Source organism: Waterburya sp. (assembly GCF_058530065.1).
In genome coordinates, this window is record NZ_JBZNBU010000008.1 from 1 (window position 1) to 22,366 (window position 22,366).

A 22,366-nucleotide genomic window follows, 5' to 3' on the forward strand; every position below is an offset into this window, starting at 1 on the left:
CAAATCTTCAACCAAAGCCCAAGCATCGATACACTCTTTAGAAGTTGCACCTTTAGCTTCAGCAATGGCGATCGCTTCGGTAATTGCTTTGTCTAATTCCCGACGCAACAAAGGTACTTTGGGATTTTCCAGAAAATCGCCTTTATAAAGGATATCGGTTTCAGAAACAATCCCTAGTAAATCTCCTTTGATTACAGGTGCGATACGAATACCAGTTAAATTAAATAACCGAGCTACATATTCAACACCCAAATCAGGATTGATGACAATACAAGGCTTGGTCATGATTTCGTAAACGCGCATATTATTTGCGTCCTTACCATAAGCCACCACCTTGTTAACAATATCGGTGTGGGTAACGATTCCGTAGGCATCTTGGTTATTGCGTAAAGTAACAATCAAAGCACGTAAGTTTTTGAATTTCATCAATTTAACGGCTTCTGCTACTGTTGCCGAACCACGAATAGTAGCTACGTCGTCAGTCATAATATCAGATGCTTTTAACATGACATTACAATCTCCACTCTCTTTTGTGTGTATTTGGTTAGCACTCAGTTACCAATTTTGATGACCAAATACTAACCAAAGCTTTTATTACAGTCGCTTTGCGTTAAAGGTTTGGGGTAGTTTCGTATCTTCTGCCAAATCTTTAAAAGCCAACTGCCAACCATTAGCTAGGGTTAAAATTTTGCCTTCATCTGTAACAGTTTGTTCGACTACTTCTTCTTCCAAATCTTTTTTAGGAACATAAACTGATAAATGTCCTAGATCGTTTTTATGGAGCATTACCTTCATAGTTTTGATTGATAAATAAAGAACAAAAGACTAATTATGGGGAATCAAATTTAATAATTCATCGGGGGTTAAACCGCGTTTTAACTCCACTGATAAATTTCGTACTGCATCTACTAGCGATCGCGTTTCTGCGGTATTCAAATCAATACCGTGTTGTTGCAATAGATTATTTACTAAATGTTTGCCAGTATGCTTGCCAATTACTAAACGGCGATCGCGTCCTACTTCTTGGGGGTCAAATGGCTCGTAAGTAGCAGGGTTTTGCAGCACTCCATGTCCGTGAATGCCAGATTCGTGGGCAAAGGCATTGTCCCCCACGATCGCTTTCCAGGGTGGAATATCGCAGCCAGAGGCTTCAACGACAAATTCTGATATTTGTTTGAATTTGGTAGTGTCGATGCCAATATTGATGCCATAGATGCGTTTGAGTGCCATGACAACTTCCTCCAAGGCAGCATTTCCCGCTCTTTCCCCTAAACCATTAACGGTAGTGTTAACCGAGGTTGCCCCCGCTCTAATTCCCGCTAGGGCGTTGGCTGTAGCCATGCCAAAATCATTATGAGTGTGCATTTCTACAGGAATAATTAGCCGATCGACCAACTTTTCTACTTTCTGGTAAGTAGTTAAAGGATCGAGAACACCTACGGTATCGCAAAAGCGAAAGCGAGATGCACCATATTCTTGAGCAGCCAAAGCCACATCTAGCAAGAAACTTTCATCAGCACGGGAAGAATCTTCGCCACCAACCGAAATATACATCCCGCGATCGCCAGCATAGCTAATCGTGTCCCGCAGTCGGTTAAAAACTGACTGACAGTTACCTTGAAACTTAACGGCAATTTGAATTTGGGATACAGGAACGGATATATGCACCCGATTTAAGCCACAAGCCAAAGAAGCATCAATATCCGACCTTACTGCCCGATTCCAGCCAGTAATTAAGGTTTTTAAACCCAGATTATTAATCTCGGAAATAGCTTCTGCTTCACTAGTACCCATGGCAGGTATACCTACCTCAAGCTCTTGTACTCCAATGGCATCCATTAAAGTTGCAAAGATCACTTTTTCGGCGACAGTAAAAGCAACTCCTGCTGCCTGTTCCCCATCCCTCAAGGTGGTATCGTTAATCTGTATTGGTGGCATAATTTTGTCCGTTGTTCTCTATTTCTTACTGTTAAGGAGTTAGTAATGCTCTTCTAACCAATCAAATACCCGTTCCAAGCCAGAACGCGATACTAAACCGTATTGCCAGAGAAGCATAGGTATGGGTGCATTTAACTCCTCTTTTTTTTGCATGACCAAAGCAACTTCGGCTGAGGATACTGTTAATTCCTCTTGTAAAAATTGACCTAATTCCTTGACTTGATTGTTCATGATAGATACTTGCTCGAAATTAGTTTTAGGGTTAAAGCATTCCCCAACTCGAATGAAGGTGAGGTTAATTACTCCCGTTGCTGGCTGCGACAAATCCTAAAGTCAGGCTATCGTGAGCTAAGAAGTGATCTAGATGGAAGGCTCTTTCTTCGGTAGCTAGCAAGATTTGCTCGTACATATAACGGGTGGCGCGATCGCCCAAACTTTCTGCTTGAGCCGCTTGAGAGCGAATCAGATCGATGATTTTTTGTTCTGCTGCCAAGTCATTGACAATCATTTGACGACAGTCAAAAATGCCATCTTCTTCGGGAGTAAAACAACACAGTTCGGCTAATTTGCTAAAGCTAGCCGCAGGGACACCACCCAAACCGTTTAAGCGTTCTCCAATATCGTGAGCGTGACCTTGAACAGCGTCATAACTTTCTTGGAAATACTGATGGATCGAGTAAAACTCTGCACCTTCAATGACAAAATGATGTTTTTGGTATTGCAGATACAGACCTTGGAAGCTAGCAAGAGCCAGATTCAACCCCTCACAGACTGGCTCGGTAATGTCTTTACCGAAACCAATAGGGTTATTGGCTACTTCGCCGAATGCTTGATAGATTAGTGTTTGTGTCATGGTTTTAATTGGTGAATCCCATCAAGGGAAATAATAGGGTTAATGTTTAAGTTCTCGGTCTTTTGTCTTTTGGTCACTAATTGCCAAGATCAACAACTAACAACTAATGACTCCTGACCAATAACTAATTCTGTTGACCAGCATCGCTCCAACCAATCGATTGATTCTGAACGAGTGCTAACAAATCCTTGTATAGTGCTGCGGAGTAAGATGGCATTAAGGCAACTATCAATTTCTATCCAAAGTGCGCCATCTGCAGGACACCAAGAGGTAATATTTAATTCTTGTAGTCGGCGACGAACGATCCAGCGTTCGCTACGCTGTATTTTGGTAACCTGACTAATAAAACTATTAGGGCGAATTGATTTATACATAATATTCTGGGGTTAGTAAGTAGATAAATTCTGTATCTTTTGTTCCAAACTCTCGATGCGATCGAGTAAGGAACGAATAATTTTGGCTTGTGGGTCTGGTAAAGTACCGTGTTCGAGGGGACAGCCATGACCAGTGCGAGAAACAATGCGACCTGGAATGCCTACCACTGTTGAGTTATCTGGTACATCAATTAAGACAATCGATCCAGCACCAACGCGAACATCATTACCAATATTAATATTTCCTAAAACTTTTGCCCCCGCGCCGACTACTACATTTTCTCCTAAAGTCGGATGGCGTTTGCCTGTTTGTTTGCCCGTCCCCCCCAAGGTGACGTTTTGATAGATTAAACAATAATCTCCCACGATCGCAGTTTCGCCAATCACTACTCCCATGCCGTGATCGATAAATACTCCTTTGCCGATGGTTGCACCAGGATGAATTTCAATTCCAGTAAGAAATCTACCTAGATGGGATATGAAACGGGGAACTAGGGGAAGATGCTTGTGCCACAGCCAGTTAGCTAATCGGTGCAATAACAAAGCATGAATACCAGGATAGCAAATTAACACTTCTAGCCAATTATTGGCTGCTGGATCGCGATCGAAGATAATCTTCAAATCTGTCCCAATTGTGGTTATCCAATTAATGTTTGCCAACAATTTATTCTGTTGACTATAAGTTCTTTTTGATTCTCGATCGATAGTTAGTGGCTGTTGCATAATTTGATTGGTCTCTGGTTTTTTATTCTCTGTGATTGGTTTAGTAACCAATGACCAATGACCAACGACCAATGACCAATATACAAATAACTAAACCTTATATAAGAGTTATAACAGTGACCCAAGTTCGATCTGCAACTAGATAGTCAAGTTAGATTGATTATATTTATTAATTTGTACTCATCAATCTGAAACTTATATGAGATGGTATGCAGAGAAAATAAATATGTTTTAAGGGGTGTAGCTACTAGTTTTTTTTTCCAGGCTTTGAGTATTCTTTGAGTGCGTTATTAGTATTTAGTACTCAAATATCTATTGACTAAAAGCTATAGTGGGTAATCGATCTAGGAAAATATTTGGTATTTTTGTAATAGTAGTTCAAATAGTTTTTGAGTATATCTAGCATTTAGCATTCAACCCTCGATCCTGAATAGTGTTTAGTCGTTCTAAATAAAAATTAGAGGATCGATTAGATTGAAATTCAGACCAGTTTGATATTAGTTTTGATTATCCTAATCCCCATTGGTGACAAGTTAAGCTAACTTATCTTTAGTCAACTACTATCGATAGTTTTATTCATAAGTTTTTAATATTTACTGATATTACGCAAAAGCTGTAACTAGAAGATAAAGCCTCTAGGCTTTAGGCTTTAGGACAGTTTTCGGATCATAGAACCTGACTTAGATGAAAACTGCTGTATTACTTATTACTTATTACTTATTACTTGAAAGCGTTTGACTTTAAACACAAAGCGTTAAGTTGTCACCAATGCCTAATCCCTAATCCCTAATCCCCCGAACGAATGACTAAGATGGTATAGAAATTAATTAGAACGACTATTAGAGCCTAGTTTTAGAGATATATGCTCGATAAATACAAGTATTTAAGGTTTGCCCTAATTCGTTGGGCGATCGCATTTATTATTGCTCTAGCAATAACTATCATGGGAGCAAATCCCGTTCCCGCTCAATTACCATTCCTGCCCCAAATTAGTCTAGAAACTTTTAAACTCGATCGCAATCTCAATGATGGGATTATCTCTACTTGCGTGCGTTTGGATGGTAAATGTATTTTTGAACTGTCGGATCGTAAAAGTCAGTTAGCCTCAAGAATTGGTTATGCAGAGGAACGTTTGGCAGATATTCAAAAAACTTATCTCAAGCAAAAATCTGCTGCTGTCACCGTTATTAATCGAGGAGGAAATAACCGAGAGAGTATTTATATCGTCTTGGGTAAACAAGAATTTCCTTTTTTAACTTTAACTAACAGCGATGCCAGCCTTTACAGCGTTTCTCTCGAATATCACGCTCAAACCATTGCTCGTAAAGTAGAACAAGGACTGAAAGATAGTAGAGAAGAACGACAAACTTCATTTCTTCTACAGCAAGCAAAAATAGCTGTGGGAATTTTGCTACTAACAATTTTAATTAACTATTTACTTTGGCACAGACTGCAAAACTCTAAACCAGAATCCCTCGATCCAAGCGTCAATGGTTCTGAAGAATCTCTCGCGATCGATCTCGAACAACGAAGAAAAATTAACCTCCAGGAAGTACGATATCGACTTTGGCAATTATTACAAATTATGCTTTGGCTGGGTAGTGGTTTGCTGCTTTTGGGTTTATTTCCTCAAACTCGTATCTGGCAGTTGTGGATCGTTACTTTGTTAAGGATTCCCTTACGATTGGTAATTGTTACTTTGACTTGCTATCTTTTGATCCGTTTGAGTTATGCTGCGATCGCTCGGATCAATTCTGCTATTAATAACAATACTTTCACTAATAATTATGTCTTCCATCCCGATGTCAATCGCCGACTACAACTAAGAATCAATACATTTTCTCGTTTATTTCGCGGTATCGTCACCTTTATTTGGGCGGGAATCGGTCTTTTTGTCGCTCTAGCAGTCTTGGGCTTAAATATTGCCCCTCTGTTGGCAGGTGCGGGGGTTATAGGTTTGGCTTTTTCTTTTGCTTCTCAAAATTTAATCAAAGATACGATTAATGGCTTGCTAATTATTCTTGAAGATCAATATGCAGTGGGAGATGTGGTAACTATCGGTACTGTAGGGGGGATGGTAGAGACTTTAAGCTTGCGTATTACTCAATTAAGAGATGGGGAAGGAAGATTAATTACTATTCCCAATAGTTCGATTACTCAAGTAGCCAATCATTCCAATGGTTGGTCGCGATCCGATTTAAAAATACCTTTCTCCTATCAAACTAATGCAGATCGGGCGATCGAAATCGTGCAGCAAGTAGCCACTCAAATGTATGAAGACTGCGACTGTCGAGCGAAAATTATCGAACCTCCCTTAATTTTAGGCGTTGAAGAATTTGGCGATCGCGGTTATGTAGTCCGACTGTGGTTTAAGACCGAACCCCTCAAACAATGGGAAGTCGCCCGCGAATTTCGCCGTCGAATGCAAAATACTTTTGAAGAAGCGGGTATCGATTTACCTTTACTCCATCAAGAAATTTGGCTCAATCGTCATTAGGCATTTCTGGTCTTTGTGGTATGAGTACCCAGGTAAAATTTGATCGATTATTTTGCCTATCTACTTAGCGATCGCGTTTGAGATCGTAAATGACTTTCTCGGCTAACCAATTAGGAGAACGACCTGGATGAGATGTTAAAGTGCCAGATAAAAGACGGCTGGCTGTTTGCTGATTATGTACTAGTCTCAGTAATTCCCGACGTAATTTAGGACTAACGCGATCGAGGATAGAAGCATTGTGATTATCGATCGCAGGAATGGAATTAATCAATGAAGGTTTATAAGCGCGAGTTAGATGATAACCAATTACGACCGTACCTATAGCCAAACCAGTTAGACCGATAATTTTATTGAAGTTATCTGTAGGTTCGGTGTTGTTAATTTGGCTGAAAATTAATTCTTCATTGGTTATTCTCTCTACTAGATTATCTTCATTAGCCCGAACTGGTAATGCGATAAAGCTAGTAGCAATACTCGCACCAATTAGAGTTTTTAGAATTGTTTTAAAAGTGGATAGATTATTCATACTGTCTGTAATTTATCTGTTTTTACTCTTATTATGACCATCAAATATGACACAAAAATGTCAATATATAACTCTTGAGGATTTATTGGCTTATTGTTATAAGTTCTAATAATTGTCGATCTCCTTGATTCCTCAAATTAATTTTCAAAGAAGCTAGCACGTTTAATTTATTGAAGTTGTTTTATAGTTTTTTAGTATGTCAAATAAGGTAAAAGAAACAAGTACATAACTGATTACTGATTAATAGCCAATGTCATTTTTATGTCATATTCTTTTTTCATATTAAACAATAACAACTAAACTCAATTTTTTGGGAGGTCATGAATGAAAGTCAAATTAATGCCTTTGTTAGCTGGATTAGTAGCCTTAACTATCGTGGCTGCTCCTTTAACAGCACGGGCTTGTAGTGGAAGTAACAAGGATAAAAATCAAGAGTCTAACACCTCAATTCCTACCCAAAGCAGTGTTTCTGCTGAGCAAACTTCTCTTGCATCATAACCAGAAAAAAATAGCTAAAACTGTCTCAAACTAGATCGGTTTGAATTTTTAAATATAAATAAAATTAGGGAGAAATATTGTTACTACGATTTTTCTCTCTTTTTTTGCTTAAATTCGACTTTATCATTTACATTTAACAAAAAGTTGATTTCTCAAGTTATTAATGTTCGATCGCTCTCGTCGTCGCCTAGCTTATTGGTTCACCCTCTCAATGGGGAGTATTTTAATTTTGTTTGCTTTTACCGTTTATCATCGTCAGGTAAAAGAACAACAGCGTGAATTTGACGAGTCAGTTTATGCTCAAGCTAAGAGAATCGCCTCGCTAACCAACTATCAGCAACAAGAGAAAAGCTGGCAGATAGACACAGATAATGTATCTTTATCAAATACTGAAATCCCCAATGAATCGAGAATAATTTATATTCGTTGGTATGATTCTCAGAAAAATCTTTTACAGTTTATCGGTAATTGTCCTCCGCGAAACTCTTCGATAACACCTGGATGGCAGACTTTACAATACGACTGCAATGTCAATGGTCAAAACCAACAAAAGAATCTACGTAAATTAACTCTACCTTTGAAATACCAGCAATCTTTAGTGGGTTATCTACAGGTTGCGGTGCTAACTAATCCCGTTCGCGATTCTTTGAAGCGTTCTCGGTTTTTTTTGGCTTTAGGAGTACCATTTACCCTCGGCTTCACGGGAATAGTAGGTTGGATGCTGGCTGGCTTGGCAATGCAGCCTATTAAACACTCCTACGAACAATTACAGCGTTTTACTGCCGATGCTTCCCACGAATTACGCGCTCCAGTCGCAGCCATTCTCAGTAATGCCCAAGTTGGGTTACTCGCTCCAGCAGAAGATAACCAACAACCCCGTCAGCGGTTGGAAAATATCGTCACTCAAAGCAAATACATGAGTGCGTTAATCACTAATTTGTTATTTTTAGCCCGTCATCAAGGAAAATTAAACCCTCAAGATATCACTAAAACCGACATAGTAGACTTATTAAAATCTCTAGCTAATCAATATCAAGCTCTAGCAACAGCCAAAGATTTAGAGTTTAAATTAGATGTACCAGTTGCACCGCAAGATATTTGTGGCGAGCGCGATCTTCTGCAACAGGCGATTCGTAATTTACTCGACAATGCCATTAAATATACTCCTAATGGGGGTATGGTGGCATTAAAACTGGAAGTTAAACCCCGTCGCATCTTAATTACAGTCCAAGATACTGGTATTGGGATTCCTGCCTCAGATTTACCTCATATCTTCGATCGCTTTTATCGCGTAGATAAAGCTCGCACTAGACAAACTGGCGGTTTTGGTTTGGGACTGGCGATCGCACAACAAATTATTCAGGCTCACAATGGCAAAATTACTGTTGAGAGTGAAGTAGGAGAAAGGACTAAGTTTCAGATTTGTTTACCCCTGCGCTCGGCTTGAGGAAAGTGCTTATCTCTTTTCTAAGATGAAAGAAGAATGGATATTCGGGATGGGAAGAAGGGCGATCGCCCTTCTTATTGGATATTCCTCTACTAATTAAGCTCTGATAATGTTATTAAGGAAGTTTTCATGGTTGACATCCGATAGGTACATATTATATTCAAAAGCTATTTGGTTGGCGATGGCAAAATCTTGCAAAGTGGGGTAGTAAATTGGTAGAGGATAATAATAACCGCCGTTAATATCTCCTGTTTGTTTGTCAGTCAATTCGACTAACTCTTTTCTGTTGTTAGATAATTCTTTGATAACTAATTTGCTTTCTGACATAATTTTTAACCTCTGTTTGTTTTGTTTGCTTGTGTAGTTTCATAGAACTGAGAACAAATAGGGTATGCAAAAAAATTTTTCTAATAACTAGATCTATCTAAGGAATTAATTTATTAGTCAAAGCCACCGCACCACTGATAATTTTCGCCAAAGCATTAGGTGCTTCTAGAGGTAAGTTATGTCCCCCAGAAACCATTACTCTGGTGGCATTGGGCATTGCTTCTTGTTGTTTGTCGAGATCTTCAGTACGGTTGAAATTACTCTTGTCGCCGTAAACTAAAGTAATCGGTACGGTAATTTTCTTGAGTATATTTAGGTAACGCGATCGCCCGATACCATTTAAACTAATACCTGCCCTAGTCCGTAATAAAGGTTCCCATCGCCATCTCACTCCCCCTTCACAGGGTTCGGTAATTCTTTCGGCTAACATCATCGCCAAGGAAGGAGAAATGGCAGGGGTGGCTTTACGCAGACGTTCGGCTGCGGTTTTGACATTGGGAAAGACAGGATGTTCGGGGGGAGATGCCATATAGTCTAGCTGGTTGGCTAGGCTGGTAGTAGGATCTTCGTCTTCATTATTTGTAGGTAGAATGGTTTCTACTAAGACGATATTTTTGATTCTTTGGGGTCTAATGGTGGCAAAAATCGCCCCTAAAACCGAACCTAGAGAATGTCCGACCAAGGTGAAAGCTTTTCCTGCTATATTTTCCACAATTACGTCAATATCCCCTAAAAAGTCGATTAAATTATAAGATCCGCCCTTGCCAACGCGATCGCTTCTACCATGTCCTCGTAAGTCTGGGGCGATTACTCGATAGCCTTTTTGTGCCAGATCGATCGCCACTTCCGACCAAGCTGCACCCTGTTCTAAAATACCGTGCAAGCATAATACTAAAGGTCCTTCTTCAGGTCCCCAAGTACAAAGACAAATTTTTAAACCCCTGATATTGATTAGGGTTTCCTGCATTGGTAAAACTTCGCTTTGGGTTTCTTGGGTTAGTTCGTAGTTTAACTCTCTGGCTAACTGTTGGGTATATGTGCCTAAAGGATTGGGTAACTCTATTTTGCGCCAAGTTTGAGCCAGTTTGGCATCGATAGTATTGCGATCGAGGAAATTAGGATCGCCTACAGACATGGCGGTATTACTAACACCATCGGTCATGCGATCGCCCTTGTAGGGTTCTAAAACTGCTTTATTAAAAGGTATTTCTAGAAAATTACAGATTCCCTGCATTATTTCGCGAGGCTTACTGACTAATTCTTCGTAATAGACCAAATGATACCGTTGTGGGTCAATATCTTGGGCAAAGTTGATAATATTCTGGTTGCTGTTACGCCAGATTAGTTCTGCCATTTCATAGGGATCGCTCTCCCCAGATCCGACTAATTTATCCATCCGCATCCGCGTAAAGGATTCGATGACGGAATAGGGATGGCGTACTAAATGGATGTATTTAGCATTGTTAAAAATGTTCTCGGCTTTGGCTAAAGTATCCCTGTTGCTGGCATAGGTAGGAGACTTATCTAGTAACAGGCGATCTCCTGCTAGCTGTTGCAGCATTTGATAGACTTCGGCGACGGAGAGATTTTCTCCGATCGATTCTTCTACCAGACTTTGGCTTTCTTCAGCAGAGATGTTTTTCAAAGCCATAAATGCTCGTTTTAAGCCTTCTCCCAGTTGAGAAACTCCTAATTCTGCTTCCCTTTCTTCCATGGTATCGAAGGGTAGTAAATGAAGTTCGGGAGGAGAACATAAATCGGGATGCCCTGCCAACATGACTCGCAGTAAAGTAGAACCAGAACGAGGACTTGACAGGATAAAAGCAGCAGGGGGAAGTTTATCCGTTAATAGGCTCGATTTAGTTCTGGGACTAGCTTTTTTGGCTGATTTTGTTTGCTTATCGTGAGTTTTAGCAAATTCTACCGCTAAATATTCTGCCAAAGAAACAATCTGGGGATGTTCGTAAAACTCTCTAGGATAGAGAATTAATTGTAAATCTGTTTTCAATTGATTGATGGCTTCCATTACCATCAAAGAATCCATCCCCGTATCCAATAGACTAGCATCTACTGATAAATTAGCTGGTTCGATCTGGAGAATTTCGGCGATCGCTTTTTGTAAATATTCAGTTAGATATTCGGCACGTTTTTCGGTAGGAGTTGCCAGTAATTCGGCTAAAATATTGCTTTGTTTGTTTGTTTCTGGCTGCGAGGGAATCAATTCAGCAAAGTAATTTGATTCTTTTAGAACGGGGAATTTCGTAGCTAAATTTTGCCAATCGGCACTAATTGCCCCTACTTGAGTTAAATCGGCACTTAGGATGGTTTCTAAAGCTGACATACCAGCCTGGGGATTAATCAAATTTAAACCAGGAATATTGAATCCCTGCTTAACAGCCATTCCTCCATCAGACCAAGCACCCCAATTGATACTAGTAGCAGTTAAACCCAAGCTACGACGGTAACGAGCGATCGCATCTAAACTAGCATTGGCGACAGTATAGTTACTTTGTCCTGGCGAGCCGATTAAAGATGCGACGGAAGAAAACAAGACAAAGAAATCTAAATCCATGTCTTTAGTTAGTTGATGTAAATTCCACGCACCATTGAGTTTGGGAGAAATAACTTTATTAAATCTCTCCCAAGTTTGTCCCTGCATCAAACCATCGTCGAGAATTCCCGCAGCATGGACGATTCCCCGTAGAGACGTTCCATGGAACGTCTCTACCAATGTTTCATGATCGGTGATATCAGCATTAACAACCTCAACATTAATTTTCTGCTGTTCGAGTAAGGCGATCGCTTTTTGCGCTTCGGAATTGGGTTTACTTCTACCTAAAAGAATCAGATTTTTTGCACCTTTTTCTACTAGCCAGCTAGCAATTTTTAAACCTAACGAACCCAGTCCTCCAGTAATCAAATAAGAACCTGTGGAATCAATATTTAAAGTATTATTTGTGATTAGCTTTTCTTGTTTTTGTAAGCGAGGAACATATATTTTGTTTTTACGCAGAACAAAACGATCTTCTTTACTTTTTTCAACAGCAATTAGCCTAACTAAGTTTTCATACTCTGCTTCGTTTGCTTTTCGATCTAAATCGACAATTCCACCCCATAGTTCGGGATGTTCCATGGCGATCGCACTTCCCAATCCCCACAGGCAGCTAGAAGCTATAGCATTACTGTTAAATTTGTGATTGATACTTTGGCTTTCTTTCGTTATTAACCAAATTGGAACGGTTACAGAATTAGCATATAAAGATTGCACCAAGCTTAATACATTACTGCAATGCTGTCGTTGATAGTTATCGATCTCAGCAATATCTTCTAATTTGCGATTTACTAAACCTGTCAGATAAACAATACGTTGTATATCATCATGTTGCTGTAATATTTGAGTTAAATAATCGAGAGTTAGATTTTCTTGCTCGACAATAATAAAGTTATTTTGTTTGAATTTATTTAATAGGGAACTACTGGTATTCTTACTAATCAATAGCAACCAAGGGCGATCCTTATTAGCTTTAGTATTTTTTAAATCTAAACTCTTGTCTTGCCAAGCAATTTGATAAAACTCTGGTTTAGTTACAGTTTCTTTTGATTCTGGCAGCCAAACTTTAAGCTGATTATTACTTGTTTGTTTTTGAGGAGTTAACCAATAGCTTTGTCTCTGGAAAGGATAGCTAGGTAAAGAGATTTTATGATTACTATTTCCCAAGGCAAAACTTTGCCAATCAATTTCTATTCCTTTAGTGTATAAAATCGCTAAACTTTGTATAATCTGTTGCCAATCTTGTTTTCTAGGGCGCAAACTAGGCAACCACTCACAATCGCTTTTTCTATTATGAGATAGAGCAGAACGACCCATGCCTAACAAAATCGGTTTTGAACCAATTTCCAAAAAGATATTACAGTTTTCTTGCTGTAAAGCTTGTATCCCATCCGCAAACCTAACAGGGGCAACTACATGATCGACCCAATACTTAGCTGTTGCAATTGACTCGGAAGCTATCTTGCCCGTAACATTAGAAATTAATTTAATTTGAGGTTGACTATATTCAATCGACTCTGCTACTTGCTGAAATTCTGCCAGAATTGGATTCATTAACGGAGAATGAAAAGCATGGGATACCGTTAATTGTTGGGTTTTAATTTGATGAGAATTAAACTCAGCGATCGCTTTTCTAATAAACGCTTTTTCTCCCGAAATCACAATACTTTGAGATGTATTGATTGCTGCGATCGCAATTTTTTCTTTAAACTCGTTAATTACTTGATGTACTTCTGCTTCCGTAGCAAACACCGCATACATTTCCCCTTCGTGGGACAAACTCTGCATTAATTTCCCTCTAGTAGCAACTAGTTTTAAACCAGCCTCTAAACTAAAGACTCCCGCAACGGTAGCTGCGACATATTCTCCTACGCTATGACCGATTAAAGCCGTAGGCGACACTCCCCAACTCAGCCACATCTGTGCCAAAGCGTATTCTAAAGCAAAGATTGCAGGTTGAGTATAAATAGTCTTGTTGAGAAGAGATGTACCCAAGGATAACGCTTCGCTAAATTGTCTCGATTTATGTTCGGGGTAGAGAATTTGTAGCAGAGGAATATCTAAATATTCATTCAGAATTGACCCACAACGATTTAAAGCCTGTCTGAAAACGGGTTGGGTTTGATATAGCTGGTAACCCATGTTGACGTACTGCGAACCTTGTCCTGTAAACAACCAAGCAATTCGATTGTCCCGTCTTATCTCTCCCGCAATAATGCCTTTTTTGTGTTCCCTTGTAGTATATTGCCCCAGTTTAGATTGTAACTGAGATTTCGACTCGCAAGCGATCGCCAGGCGATAACCAAAATGAGTTCTTCCAGTACTAGCGGTATAGCAAATATCTGCTAAATCCACATCGGAATGTTCTGCTAAATAATCCTTATAACTCAAGACCAACTCTTGCAAAGCTGCTTCACTTTTCGCCGAAAGAGTAAGTAACTGCAAATCTCTACTAATCCCCACATTCGAGGGTAAACTGTCTTCGCGGGATAATATCTCCTTGTCCCCCCGTCTCCCCGTCCCCCCATTCGTTCCGTCAGGGCGGGATAATAAGGGCAAGCCGTCTTCGCGGGATAATATCTCCCCGTCTCCCAAGACAACATGGGCATTAGTACCGCCAAAACCAAAAGAACTAACTCCTGCATATTTTTTGGCAGCATTCCAAGGCTGAAACTCTTGGGGAATAGTAATTCCAGTATTTTTGAGATCGATTAAAGGATTTAATTCTTTAAAGTGTAAGTTAGGGGGAATAGCTTGATTTTGCAGGCATAAAACTGTTTTAATAAACCCTGCGATACCTGCAGCTGATTCTAGGTGTCCGATATTGGTTTTTAACGAACCCAAATAAAGGGGAGTTTCATCTTCTCTACCCAAGACAGCTTTAAGGGAATTAACCTCAATGGGATCGCCCAAAGACGTACCAGTGCCGTGAGATTCAATGTAACCTATTTCTGCTGCACTCACCTTAGCATTAGCCAACGCCTGACGAATTACTGCCTGTTGGGATAGTCCATTAGGGGCAGTCAAACCGTTACTCTTGCCATCCTGATTGATTGCCGAACCTTTAATTACCGCCAAAATGCGATCGCCATCTCGTTCGGCATCCGATAAACGTTTGAGAATCACTATACCGCAACCCTCTCCGCGCACGTAACCATCGGCAGACTTATCAAAAGTCTTACAGCGTCCGTCTTCTGCCATCATTCCCGCCATAGAGAAGGTTTGAGTTAGTTCGGGAGAGAGCATCAAATTAACTCCCCCTGCGATCGCTTGGCTGCATTCTCCAGATCTCAGACTCTGACTCGCTAAGTGAATTGCCACTAAAGAAGAAGAACAAGCGGTATCTATGGCAAGAGAAGGGCCTTTGAGGTCAAATAAATAGGAAAGACGATTGGCAGCGATGCTATGGGCATTTCCCGTACCTGCGTAGGCATCTACATCGATTCCATAGTGAAATCTTAATTGAGAATAGTCGCTACTACTGATACCAATAAATACGCCTGTATTACTACCTGCTAAATCTTGATTAGCTAAAGCGGCATCTTCCAACGCCGACCAACTGACTTCGAGTAATAATCTCTGTTGGGGGTCGATACTTTGAGCTTCGCGGGGAGTAATGCCGAAAAATTGCGGGTCAAACTTATCTACATTATCGATAAAACCACCGTAAAATGCTGCTTCCCAGCGATCGCCAGAATCTCCAATGGCATCCCGACCATCTTTTAACAACTGCCAAAATTCCTCGACATCATTTGCCCCAGGAAAACGACAACCCATACCAACGATCGCAATTTCTTCTCGATCAGTTGTTAGTTGTTGGTTGTTAGCTGTTAGGGTCGTTTCATGAAACGACCGTACTTTGTTAGCTGTTAGTTGTGATAAATATCTTGTTAACTCATTGATATTAGGATAGTCAAAGACAATGGTAGGGGAAAGTTCTATCTTCAGCCAATCTTCCAAATCTGCCGAGAGGCTGACAGCATCGACGGAATTTAAACCAGAACTAGCAAAAGGTTCGTTAATGTCTATTTCCGATGCAGGAACGCCCAAACGCTGCGCCAAATTATCACTTAACCAATCTCGAATATTACTCTCCCCGTCTCCCAATCTCGTCTTCGCGGGATAATATCTCCCAATCTCGTCTTCGCGGGATAATATCTCCCCGTCTCCTTGTCTCCCCGTCTCCCACTCGCCTACCGTATTCAAACTGCCATCTAAAAATCCTGCTTTACAGGCGTGACGTTTGATTTTACCGCTAGAAGTTTTGGGAATACTGCCCGTTTTCAATAAAGCAATGCCGTGAACTTGTAGCTCTCGCTCAAGAGCGATCGCATTTCTAATCGCTTTGGTAACTTTTTTTACATCTAGCTTGCGAAGATGGGTGCGTTTGATTTCTGGAGTAATGACTAATCTTTCTTCTCCATTTACTTCTACAGAAAAAGCGGCAACATTGCCCAATCGAATGGCATCGTGAGCATTTTCTACGGTTTGCTCGATGTCTTGGGGATAGTAATTGCGCCCGCGAATGATAATTAAATCTTTAAGTCTACCCGTAACAAATAATTCTCCAGCCTGAAAAAACCCTAAATCTCCAGTCCGCAACCATCCAGCTTCTTGAGTGTCTTTGAGTACGGCATTAAAGCTATGTTCTGTTAGTTCAGGGCGATTCCAATATCCTTGAGCTACACTGTTGCTTTTTGCCCAAATTTCCCCAATTTCTCCCTCTTGGCATTCAGTCAAACTATCTGGATTAACAATTACTAGTTTTTGACCTGGTACGCTTACACCACTTCCTACTAAAGTAATGGCATTATTTGAATTTTGAGGCTCAATGGCAATATTTTCTTCTAACTGCTTGCTATCAAAGGTTGCGGTAACAAGATCTTGGTACTTATCCCCCCCCGTAATCATGAGGGTAGATTCTGCCATCCCGTAGCAAGGATAAAAGACAGATTTGCGAAAACCACATTCGGCAAAATATTCGCTAAAGCGATCGATAGTTTCGGCTCTAACTGGTTCTGCACCAGAGAAAGCAAGCTCCCAGCAACTCAAATCTAAAGTAGCTTTTTGTTCGGGAGTAATTTTCTCCACACAAAGATCGTAGGCAAAATTGGGCGCGCCGTTAGTTACCCCTCGATATTTAGAAATAGCCTTTAGCCAGCGATAGGGACGCTGCAAGAAGGTTACGGGTGCCATGAGATACATTGACAAACCTACATAAATCGGCTGGATAATACAGCCAATTAAACCCATATCGTGATAGGGAGGTAACCAAGCTACGGCATTGTGTTCTTTTTTATTTTGAAAACCATAATTAATGGTGGCGGAGTTAGCCATAATATTGCCATGACTGACCATTACTCCTTTGGGTTTTCCTGTCGAACCAGAGGTATATTGCAGAAAAGCTAGACTATCTTGGTTTATATCTGGATACTGCCAATCTTGAGCCGAATTTGGCTCGATACTGTCAGTAGCAATAAATTGGATCTGAGCCGTAGAGCGATCGCCTGAAAACTTATCGGCAACCTGCTCTTTGATTAATTCTGTAGTCAGAGCCAAGCTAGCTTCTGCATCGGCAACGATCGCCATCAAGCGATCTAGAGAGCGATTGGCACGGGGAGGATAAACTGGTACTGCGACGACACCAGCATACAAGCAACCAAAAAAAGCGGTAATAAAATCTAACCCTGGTTGATATAACAATAAGGCTCTTGCGCCCTCAGCTTGCTGATTTTGTAAGACAGCTGCGATCGCTTTTGCTTTCTGATTTAGTTGTTGATACGTGAGACTATCTATTTCAGTTTCACCATCAGCCAGGAAAGTAAACGCCCTTTTGTCGGGTTGTCTGCTTTCTTGCTCTTGTAATCGGTCTATTAGGGTTGTTTGCTTGCTCAATCGTTTCCTCTCTTTGCCACCCACTTAGCTAGATGTATTTACTAGCTTATCCAAAAGCGAGATACATTTGTTAATACTCGCTAAAAGAAATAAATTATCTCAGACAAAGAATAACCGATAAAGGACTAAAAATATAGTAACGCAAGGCGAGGGGGTGAGGGGGTGAGGGAGTGATGGAATGACGAGGTGACGGAGTGACTGGGATTTCAAGTGTATTTGATCGATATGAAAAAGCTCCCAGTAAAAACTACTGAAAGCCATCTTTCTAGATTAAAAACTGAAAGCTAATAGCTAAAAACGAATAGTCTATTTACCTTTAAAAGAATTAACCCAACTTCTTAATTCTTCTTTGGCAACTTCTCTGCCGCCCAAACCAAAGGCAAGAGCGATCGCTACGGCAATACCACCCAAGATTAGACCGAAGGCTAAATTGACGATATTGGGAGCTATACCAATACGATTTAGTGCCATCGCACCGACTAGAACTAAAATCGCAATGCGTGCCGAATTAGCTAGCAATTGAGATTGGGAAGCACCAGAAGCCATAATCAAGTTGTAAGCGAGATTCGCTAAATACAAGCCAATGGCAAACACAATTACGCCGATTAAGACTTGGGCTGCGATCGCCATAATCACGCTGACTACTTCTTGTAGAGCGGGGATACCTAAAATGTCAACTGCCGTTAGAGTTGCCACCAGCATAATTCCCACTAATACCAAAAGTCCCACTAGTTCGGAAGGAGTCTTGGAGGGTACGCTAGCCCCTGTTTGAATCACAGTAGGCTGATCGGTACTCATTCCCAAATCGATTGGCTCATTTCCTGCTTCTTGGGGAGTAGGCAAGTCGGCATCGCGACGGGAAATTCCCAACCATTGCAAAAGGTTGTTGAAGCCAAGATTAGTTAGGATGTCAGTAACAAATTCCGATACAAATTGTCCTGCTGCATAGAAAAAGGCTAAGACCACTCCTGCGGCAAATAATTTGGGCAGCAAGTCGAGGACTTGATTGAGCATATCCGTAGCAGGTTCGGAAATCGCACTAATTTGTAGTTGTTCTAAGGCGGAAATGATGCCAGGAATTAGGATTAGAACAAAAACTACAGTACCAATAATGGCAGAGAGAGATTGACTGTTACCTCTACCCAAACCAAATTTGCGTCCGATGTTATCTACACCAGTAGCAGCCAATAGATTGGAAACAATTTTTTTAACGATATTGGCAATAAACCAAAATACAGCCCCAATAATTACCGCACCCAAAATATTAGGCAGCATTGCTAGAACTTCATTGAGCATCTCTTGGATTGGCTCAAGAGTTCCGTTTAACTGGAGAGCATTTAGTACTGCGGGAAGAAAAAGTAGGAAGATAAACCAATAGAGGGCGTTACCCAAAGTATCGGTGAGAGAGAAATCATTAGAATCTTCATCTAGTCCCAAACGCTGCTCGATGTTTAACGCTCCTAAAGCTGAAGATACTAAAGTTTTTACGATAGTAGCTACAACCCAAGCAATACCGAGCAAAAACGCTGCTCCCAAGATTTTAGGCAAAAAGCCCGTAATCTGACTCAAAAGAGTGTTCAGAGGTGCAGAAACAGCATCTAATTGCAGGGCATTTAAAAATGCCACTACGGCAAAAAGTACGATTAGCCAATAAAATAGAGTGGCAATCCAATCCTCAATCGGAATGGAATCTCCTCCTCGCTGTCCTGAAACGGCGGCTGCTATTCTATTATCTATATCAGTGCTGTTAAGAAGCTTTTTGACTAGTCCTTTGACAATAGAGGCTACAATCAAGCCCAAGACCAAAATGGCAATTGCTTTGATTACGCCCAATGCGGAAGCACCTAAATTGCCATTTAAGAGATTGGTGAACATATTGCCTGCACCTGCTTGAGCTACAAGTAGAGGATCTAGCGACGAAATATTACTAATTATTTGTGTCATGTTTTTTAGTTTTAATTCATCTAGTTATTCCCGCATAGATGTTAGCGGGAATTTATATAGATGTCTTGTCAGATTTAACAAGCAAATATATTTTGCTGCGATAATTATGCCAAATTAATTTCCCAATGCTGAAAAAGTTAACGATCTTACCTTTTTTTAAGCCATTTTGCTTAGTTAAAACTTAATCTTGATCTTGTTTTTTTATGAATTTTAAAAGCTTATATGGATTGACGATTTAAAAATTAAGAAATCCTTAATTGTATGTTATGTATATTTTTAGACAATTAGCCTATATTTTTAATAATTCTCTCGAAAATAATGCCATCGTTTCAATTTTTTGAACAATCGATTCAGATCGAAGCCAATGCCGTAACCACAGAAGAATGTTTGACTGACTTAAAATTAATGCACCGCTGGCTCAATCCCTTGTTAAAGTGCGAGCCGATTGGTACTTGGAGTACGGATGTTGGTAGCTTGAGTAGATTTACGATCGCAATTCCTTTGATACAGCCTAGCCTGAGAAGCGTGGTAGCTAAAAGAGAACCAGGGTTAATCGTCTGGGAATTTGACGGTTTTTTCAAAGGACGCGATCGCTGGGAATGTCAGCCGACAAACTATGGTACTTTTTTACTCAATCGCTTTGAATTTGCAATTCCCAATCCAGTTGTTAGTTGGGGATTTAATACTTTTGCTGCCAATCTCACTAAAAAAGATATGCAGGCACAGTTACGTCGTCTCAAACGAGTTGCTGAAGAGGTTTATCGTCTTAGTGATAATTAGTTGCTAGTTGTTAGTTGTTAGTTGTTAGTTGCTACCCACTACCCATCTCGATCCCGCTTTATTATCCCCCTTGAGGGGAGACGGGACTACTCACCACCCACTCACTACCCAATTGGTTTTCGATCGCGGGTAAAGGAACTTTATAAAAGTATTGTTGTTGAAATTGTTCTTCTTTAATGGCTTGAAGGAAAAGATCGATCTGATTTTGTAGTTGGGGATTAATAGTTTTGCCGTCGAAATTAAATTGATATAGTTGATCGCGAAAACTATAGTTGAAACCAGCATTTTTGAGGGCATTTAAACCTAAGTAAAAACTGCGCTCGCCCAAATTTAATTTAGTTTGGATTTGTGACTTACTCACGGGTTTTTGAGTGCGGGTTAAATATTTAGCAATACCAACTAGGTTTTCCCAGATATGTTCTAGATCTTTCAATTCTTCGGGGGTATAGGCTAAAACCAAAGTGCGATCGCTTTGTATTGCTTGACGATATTCTCGACGAATATTACCCCAGCTATGGGGACATTGTTGCAAAATATTGGTCTGAATTACTGGTACTTCTAAATCGTCTAATGTTTGGGGAGTCAGACGGCGATCGATAATATTTGTAGGGCGATCGCTTTCCGAGTTGAACCAAGAATTTTCTCCCATCAAACGGACGGAAATCAATCTTATTTCATATTGGTTGCTAAAGGTGTTGTAGTCCAATTCGGCGATCGCTTCGCATTTGCCCGTGACGGGAATTTCGTCTTTATAATGTCCCCACCACAGCCCAGGAAAGCCTTGCTTGACTGTATCGTCCCAGATTTTAAAAGTAGTTTTAATATATTGAACTTGATTTCCCCGTCGATCTTGAATATTTTTATTCCAAGCGTTGCGAAACCAACAGTTTTTAATTAATAATTTGGGAATGGCATTGCCCATGCCGTAGGGTTCGAGTTGTCTTAATTCATCAAACAAGTCTTTTCCCAGATCGGCAACAGTTACTACTAAATCGATATCAACTTGGGGGCTTAATTGGCTAATATCAGTATGTTGTTTTAGTTGTTGGTTGATTCCCTGCTTAAATAGTTCCAAATTTTCAAGGGGTAAACTCAATCCCGCAGCAAAGGGATGTCCCCCAAAACGATGGAGTAGATCGGATTGAGACTTGACTAGTTTATATAGATCGATACCATTAACCGATCTGGCAGATCCCCTAGCGTAAATGGTTGCTTCTGCCGATGAATTGTCGCGATCGCTACTAAGCAAAACCGTCGGACGACCGTATTCTTGGGCGATTTGTCCTGCTGCTAAACCCAATACACCCCCTTGCCATTGAGGATCTTCGAGGACGATAACAGAGGTGGTAGATAAATCTAATTGCTGTAATTTTTTCGTAACGCTTTTAATCGTGTCTTTTTGTAGAGACTTGCGCCGAGTATTAGCCAATTCCGCTTCTTCTGCCAGTTGCTGACACCGTTGAAGATCTCTACTGGTAAGTAACTCAACGCAAAAACTAGCATCTCCGTGAATGCGACTGACAGCGTTAATTCTAGGTCCCAAACCAAAAGAAATATCCGTCGGGCGATCGCCATTACGACGACAGAGGTCTAATAGTTTTGCCACCCCTGGACGAGTCATAGTCTTAGGTCTAACTTGTTTTTGTAGTTGCTTAATACCTACTTGAGCTAAATAGCGACAGTCTCCCCTCAACTCGACTAAATCGGCAATCAAACCAATGGCTACTAGATCTAATAGATTCTCAATTGGTTGTTGGGGGATATCGGGTAGAGTTTCGTAGAGTGCTTCTACCAACTTATAAGCCACTGCTACCCCAGAAAGGTTATAGACGGGATGGTCTTGAGGTAAATAACGAGGATTAATAATTGCCGTAACTTCAGGACGAAATTCGGGTAAAGTATGGTGGTCGGTAACAATGATATCGATACCCAAATCTTGAGCGTAGGCAATCTCTTCTAAGTTGGTACTTCCCGTATCGCAAGTAACGATAAGTTTCGTCCCTGCCTCTGCCA

The 22,366-nt window shown here is 40.5% G+C and carries 16 protein-coding genes; 4 read left to right on the forward strand and 12 right to left on the reverse strand.

The window, feature by feature from the left end; genetic code table 11:
* The 7 genes from AC33VI_RS00385 to cysE form a co-directional block, all read right to left on the reverse strand.
* Positions 1 to 507: CBS domain-containing protein (locus AC33VI_RS00385; protein ID WP_491780290.1), on the reverse strand; the 507-nt coding region annotated here is incomplete at its 3' end.
* 87 nt (positions 508 to 594) lie between these two features.
* Positions 595 to 795 (reverse strand): putative nitrogen fixation protein NifT, encoded by a 201-nt coding sequence (nifT, locus tag AC33VI_RS00390; protein ID WP_491780291.1) that lies wholly within the window; start codon positions 793 to 795, stop codon positions 595 to 597.
* 30 nt (positions 796 to 825) lie between these two features.
* The gene (gene nifV / locus AC33VI_RS00395; protein ID WP_491780292.1) at positions 826 to 1,938 is read right to left on the reverse strand and encodes a homocitrate synthase; all 1,113 of its coding nucleotides are present in this window, start codon (positions 1,936 to 1,938) and stop codon (positions 826 to 828) included.
* Between the two features lie 39 nt (positions 1,939 to 1,977).
* Positions 1,978 to 2,262: a DUF2949 domain-containing protein gene (locus AC33VI_RS00400; RefSeq protein ID WP_491780293.1), complete on the reverse strand. Its 285-nt coding sequence runs from the start codon at positions 2,260 to 2,262 to the stop codon at positions 1,978 to 1,980.
* A complete protein-coding gene (dpsA, locus tag AC33VI_RS00405) occupies positions 2,234 to 2,791 on the reverse strand; it encodes a DNA starvation/stress protection protein DpsA (protein ID WP_491780294.1) in 558 nt (185 codons plus the stop codon). Before dpsA ends, AC33VI_RS00400 begins: the two co-directional genes overlap by 29 nt.
* Before the next feature lie 89 nt (positions 2,792 to 2,880).
* Positions 2,881 to 3,165, reverse strand: coding sequence for an Asr1405/Asl0597 family protein (locus tag AC33VI_RS00410; protein ID WP_491780295.1), 285 nt, complete (start codon positions 3,163 to 3,165; stop codon positions 2,881 to 2,883).
* 12 nt (positions 3,166 to 3,177) lie between these two features.
* Positions 3,178 to 3,888: a serine O-acetyltransferase gene (cysE, locus tag AC33VI_RS00415; RefSeq protein ID WP_491780296.1), complete on the reverse strand. Its 711-nt coding sequence runs from the start codon at positions 3,886 to 3,888 to the stop codon at positions 3,178 to 3,180.
* Between the two features lie 862 nt (positions 3,889 to 4,750).
* Between cysE and AC33VI_RS00420 the strand changes: the two genes are divergently transcribed.
* Positions 4,751 to 6,385 (forward strand): mechanosensitive ion channel family protein, encoded by a 1,635-nt coding sequence (locus AC33VI_RS00420; RefSeq protein ID WP_491780297.1) that lies wholly within the window; start codon positions 4,751 to 4,753, stop codon positions 6,383 to 6,385.
* A 64-nt stretch (positions 6,386 to 6,449) separates the two neighbouring features.
* On the opposite strand, the gene AC33VI_RS00425 is transcribed toward AC33VI_RS00420, so the two are convergent.
* A complete protein-coding gene (locus AC33VI_RS00425) occupies positions 6,450 to 6,911 on the reverse strand; it encodes a hypothetical protein (RefSeq protein ID WP_491780298.1) in 462 nt (153 codons plus the stop codon).
* Between the two features lie 324 nt (positions 6,912 to 7,235).
* Here AC33VI_RS00425 and AC33VI_RS00430 point away from each other — a divergent pair, with 324 nt between their 5' ends.
* Together AC33VI_RS00430 and AC33VI_RS00435 are read left to right on the forward strand one after the other, a co-directional pair.
* On the forward strand, positions 7,236 to 7,409 hold the full coding sequence (locus AC33VI_RS00430; RefSeq protein ID WP_491780299.1) for a hypothetical protein: 174 nt from the start codon (positions 7,236 to 7,238) through the stop codon (positions 7,407 to 7,409).
* 163 nt (positions 7,410 to 7,572) lie between these two features.
* Positions 7,573 to 8,856, forward strand: a complete 1,284-nt coding sequence (locus AC33VI_RS00435; protein ID WP_491780300.1) for a sensor histidine kinase — start codon at positions 7,573 to 7,575, stop codon at positions 8,854 to 8,856.
* 96 nt (positions 8,857 to 8,952) lie between these two features.
* On the opposite strand, the gene AC33VI_RS00440 is transcribed toward AC33VI_RS00435, so the two are convergent.
* The 3 genes from AC33VI_RS00440 to AC33VI_RS00450 all read right to left on the reverse strand — a co-directional run bounded on the left by AC33VI_RS00440 (position 8,953) and on the right by AC33VI_RS00450 (position 19,573).
* Positions 8,953 to 9,183 (reverse strand): hypothetical protein, encoded by a 231-nt coding sequence (locus AC33VI_RS00440; protein WP_491780301.1) that lies wholly within the window; start codon positions 9,181 to 9,183, stop codon positions 8,953 to 8,955.
* Positions 9,184 to 9,280: 97 nt separating this feature from the next.
* On the reverse strand, positions 9,281 to 17,629 hold the full coding sequence (locus AC33VI_RS00445; protein ID WP_491780302.1) for an alpha/beta fold hydrolase: 8,349 nt from the start codon (positions 17,627 to 17,629) through the stop codon (positions 9,281 to 9,283).
* 306 nt (positions 17,630 to 17,935) lie between these two features.
* Positions 17,936 to 19,573, reverse strand: a complete 1,638-nt coding sequence (locus tag AC33VI_RS00450; RefSeq protein WP_491780303.1) for a mechanosensitive ion channel — start codon at positions 19,571 to 19,573, stop codon at positions 17,936 to 17,938.
* A gap of 318 nt (positions 19,574 to 19,891) precedes the next feature.
* Here AC33VI_RS00450 and AC33VI_RS00455 point away from each other — a divergent pair, with 318 nt between their 5' ends.
* Positions 19,892 to 20,353, forward strand: coding sequence for an SRPBCC family protein (locus tag AC33VI_RS00455; RefSeq protein ID WP_491780304.1), 462 nt, complete (start codon positions 19,892 to 19,894; stop codon positions 20,351 to 20,353).
* A gap of 61 nt (positions 20,354 to 20,414) precedes the next feature.
* Here AC33VI_RS00455 and AC33VI_RS00460 read toward each other — a convergent pair.
* A partial coding sequence (locus AC33VI_RS00460; protein ID WP_491780305.1) for a single-stranded-DNA-specific exonuclease RecJ occupies positions 20,415 to 22,366 on the reverse strand: 1,952 nt, incomplete at its 5' end.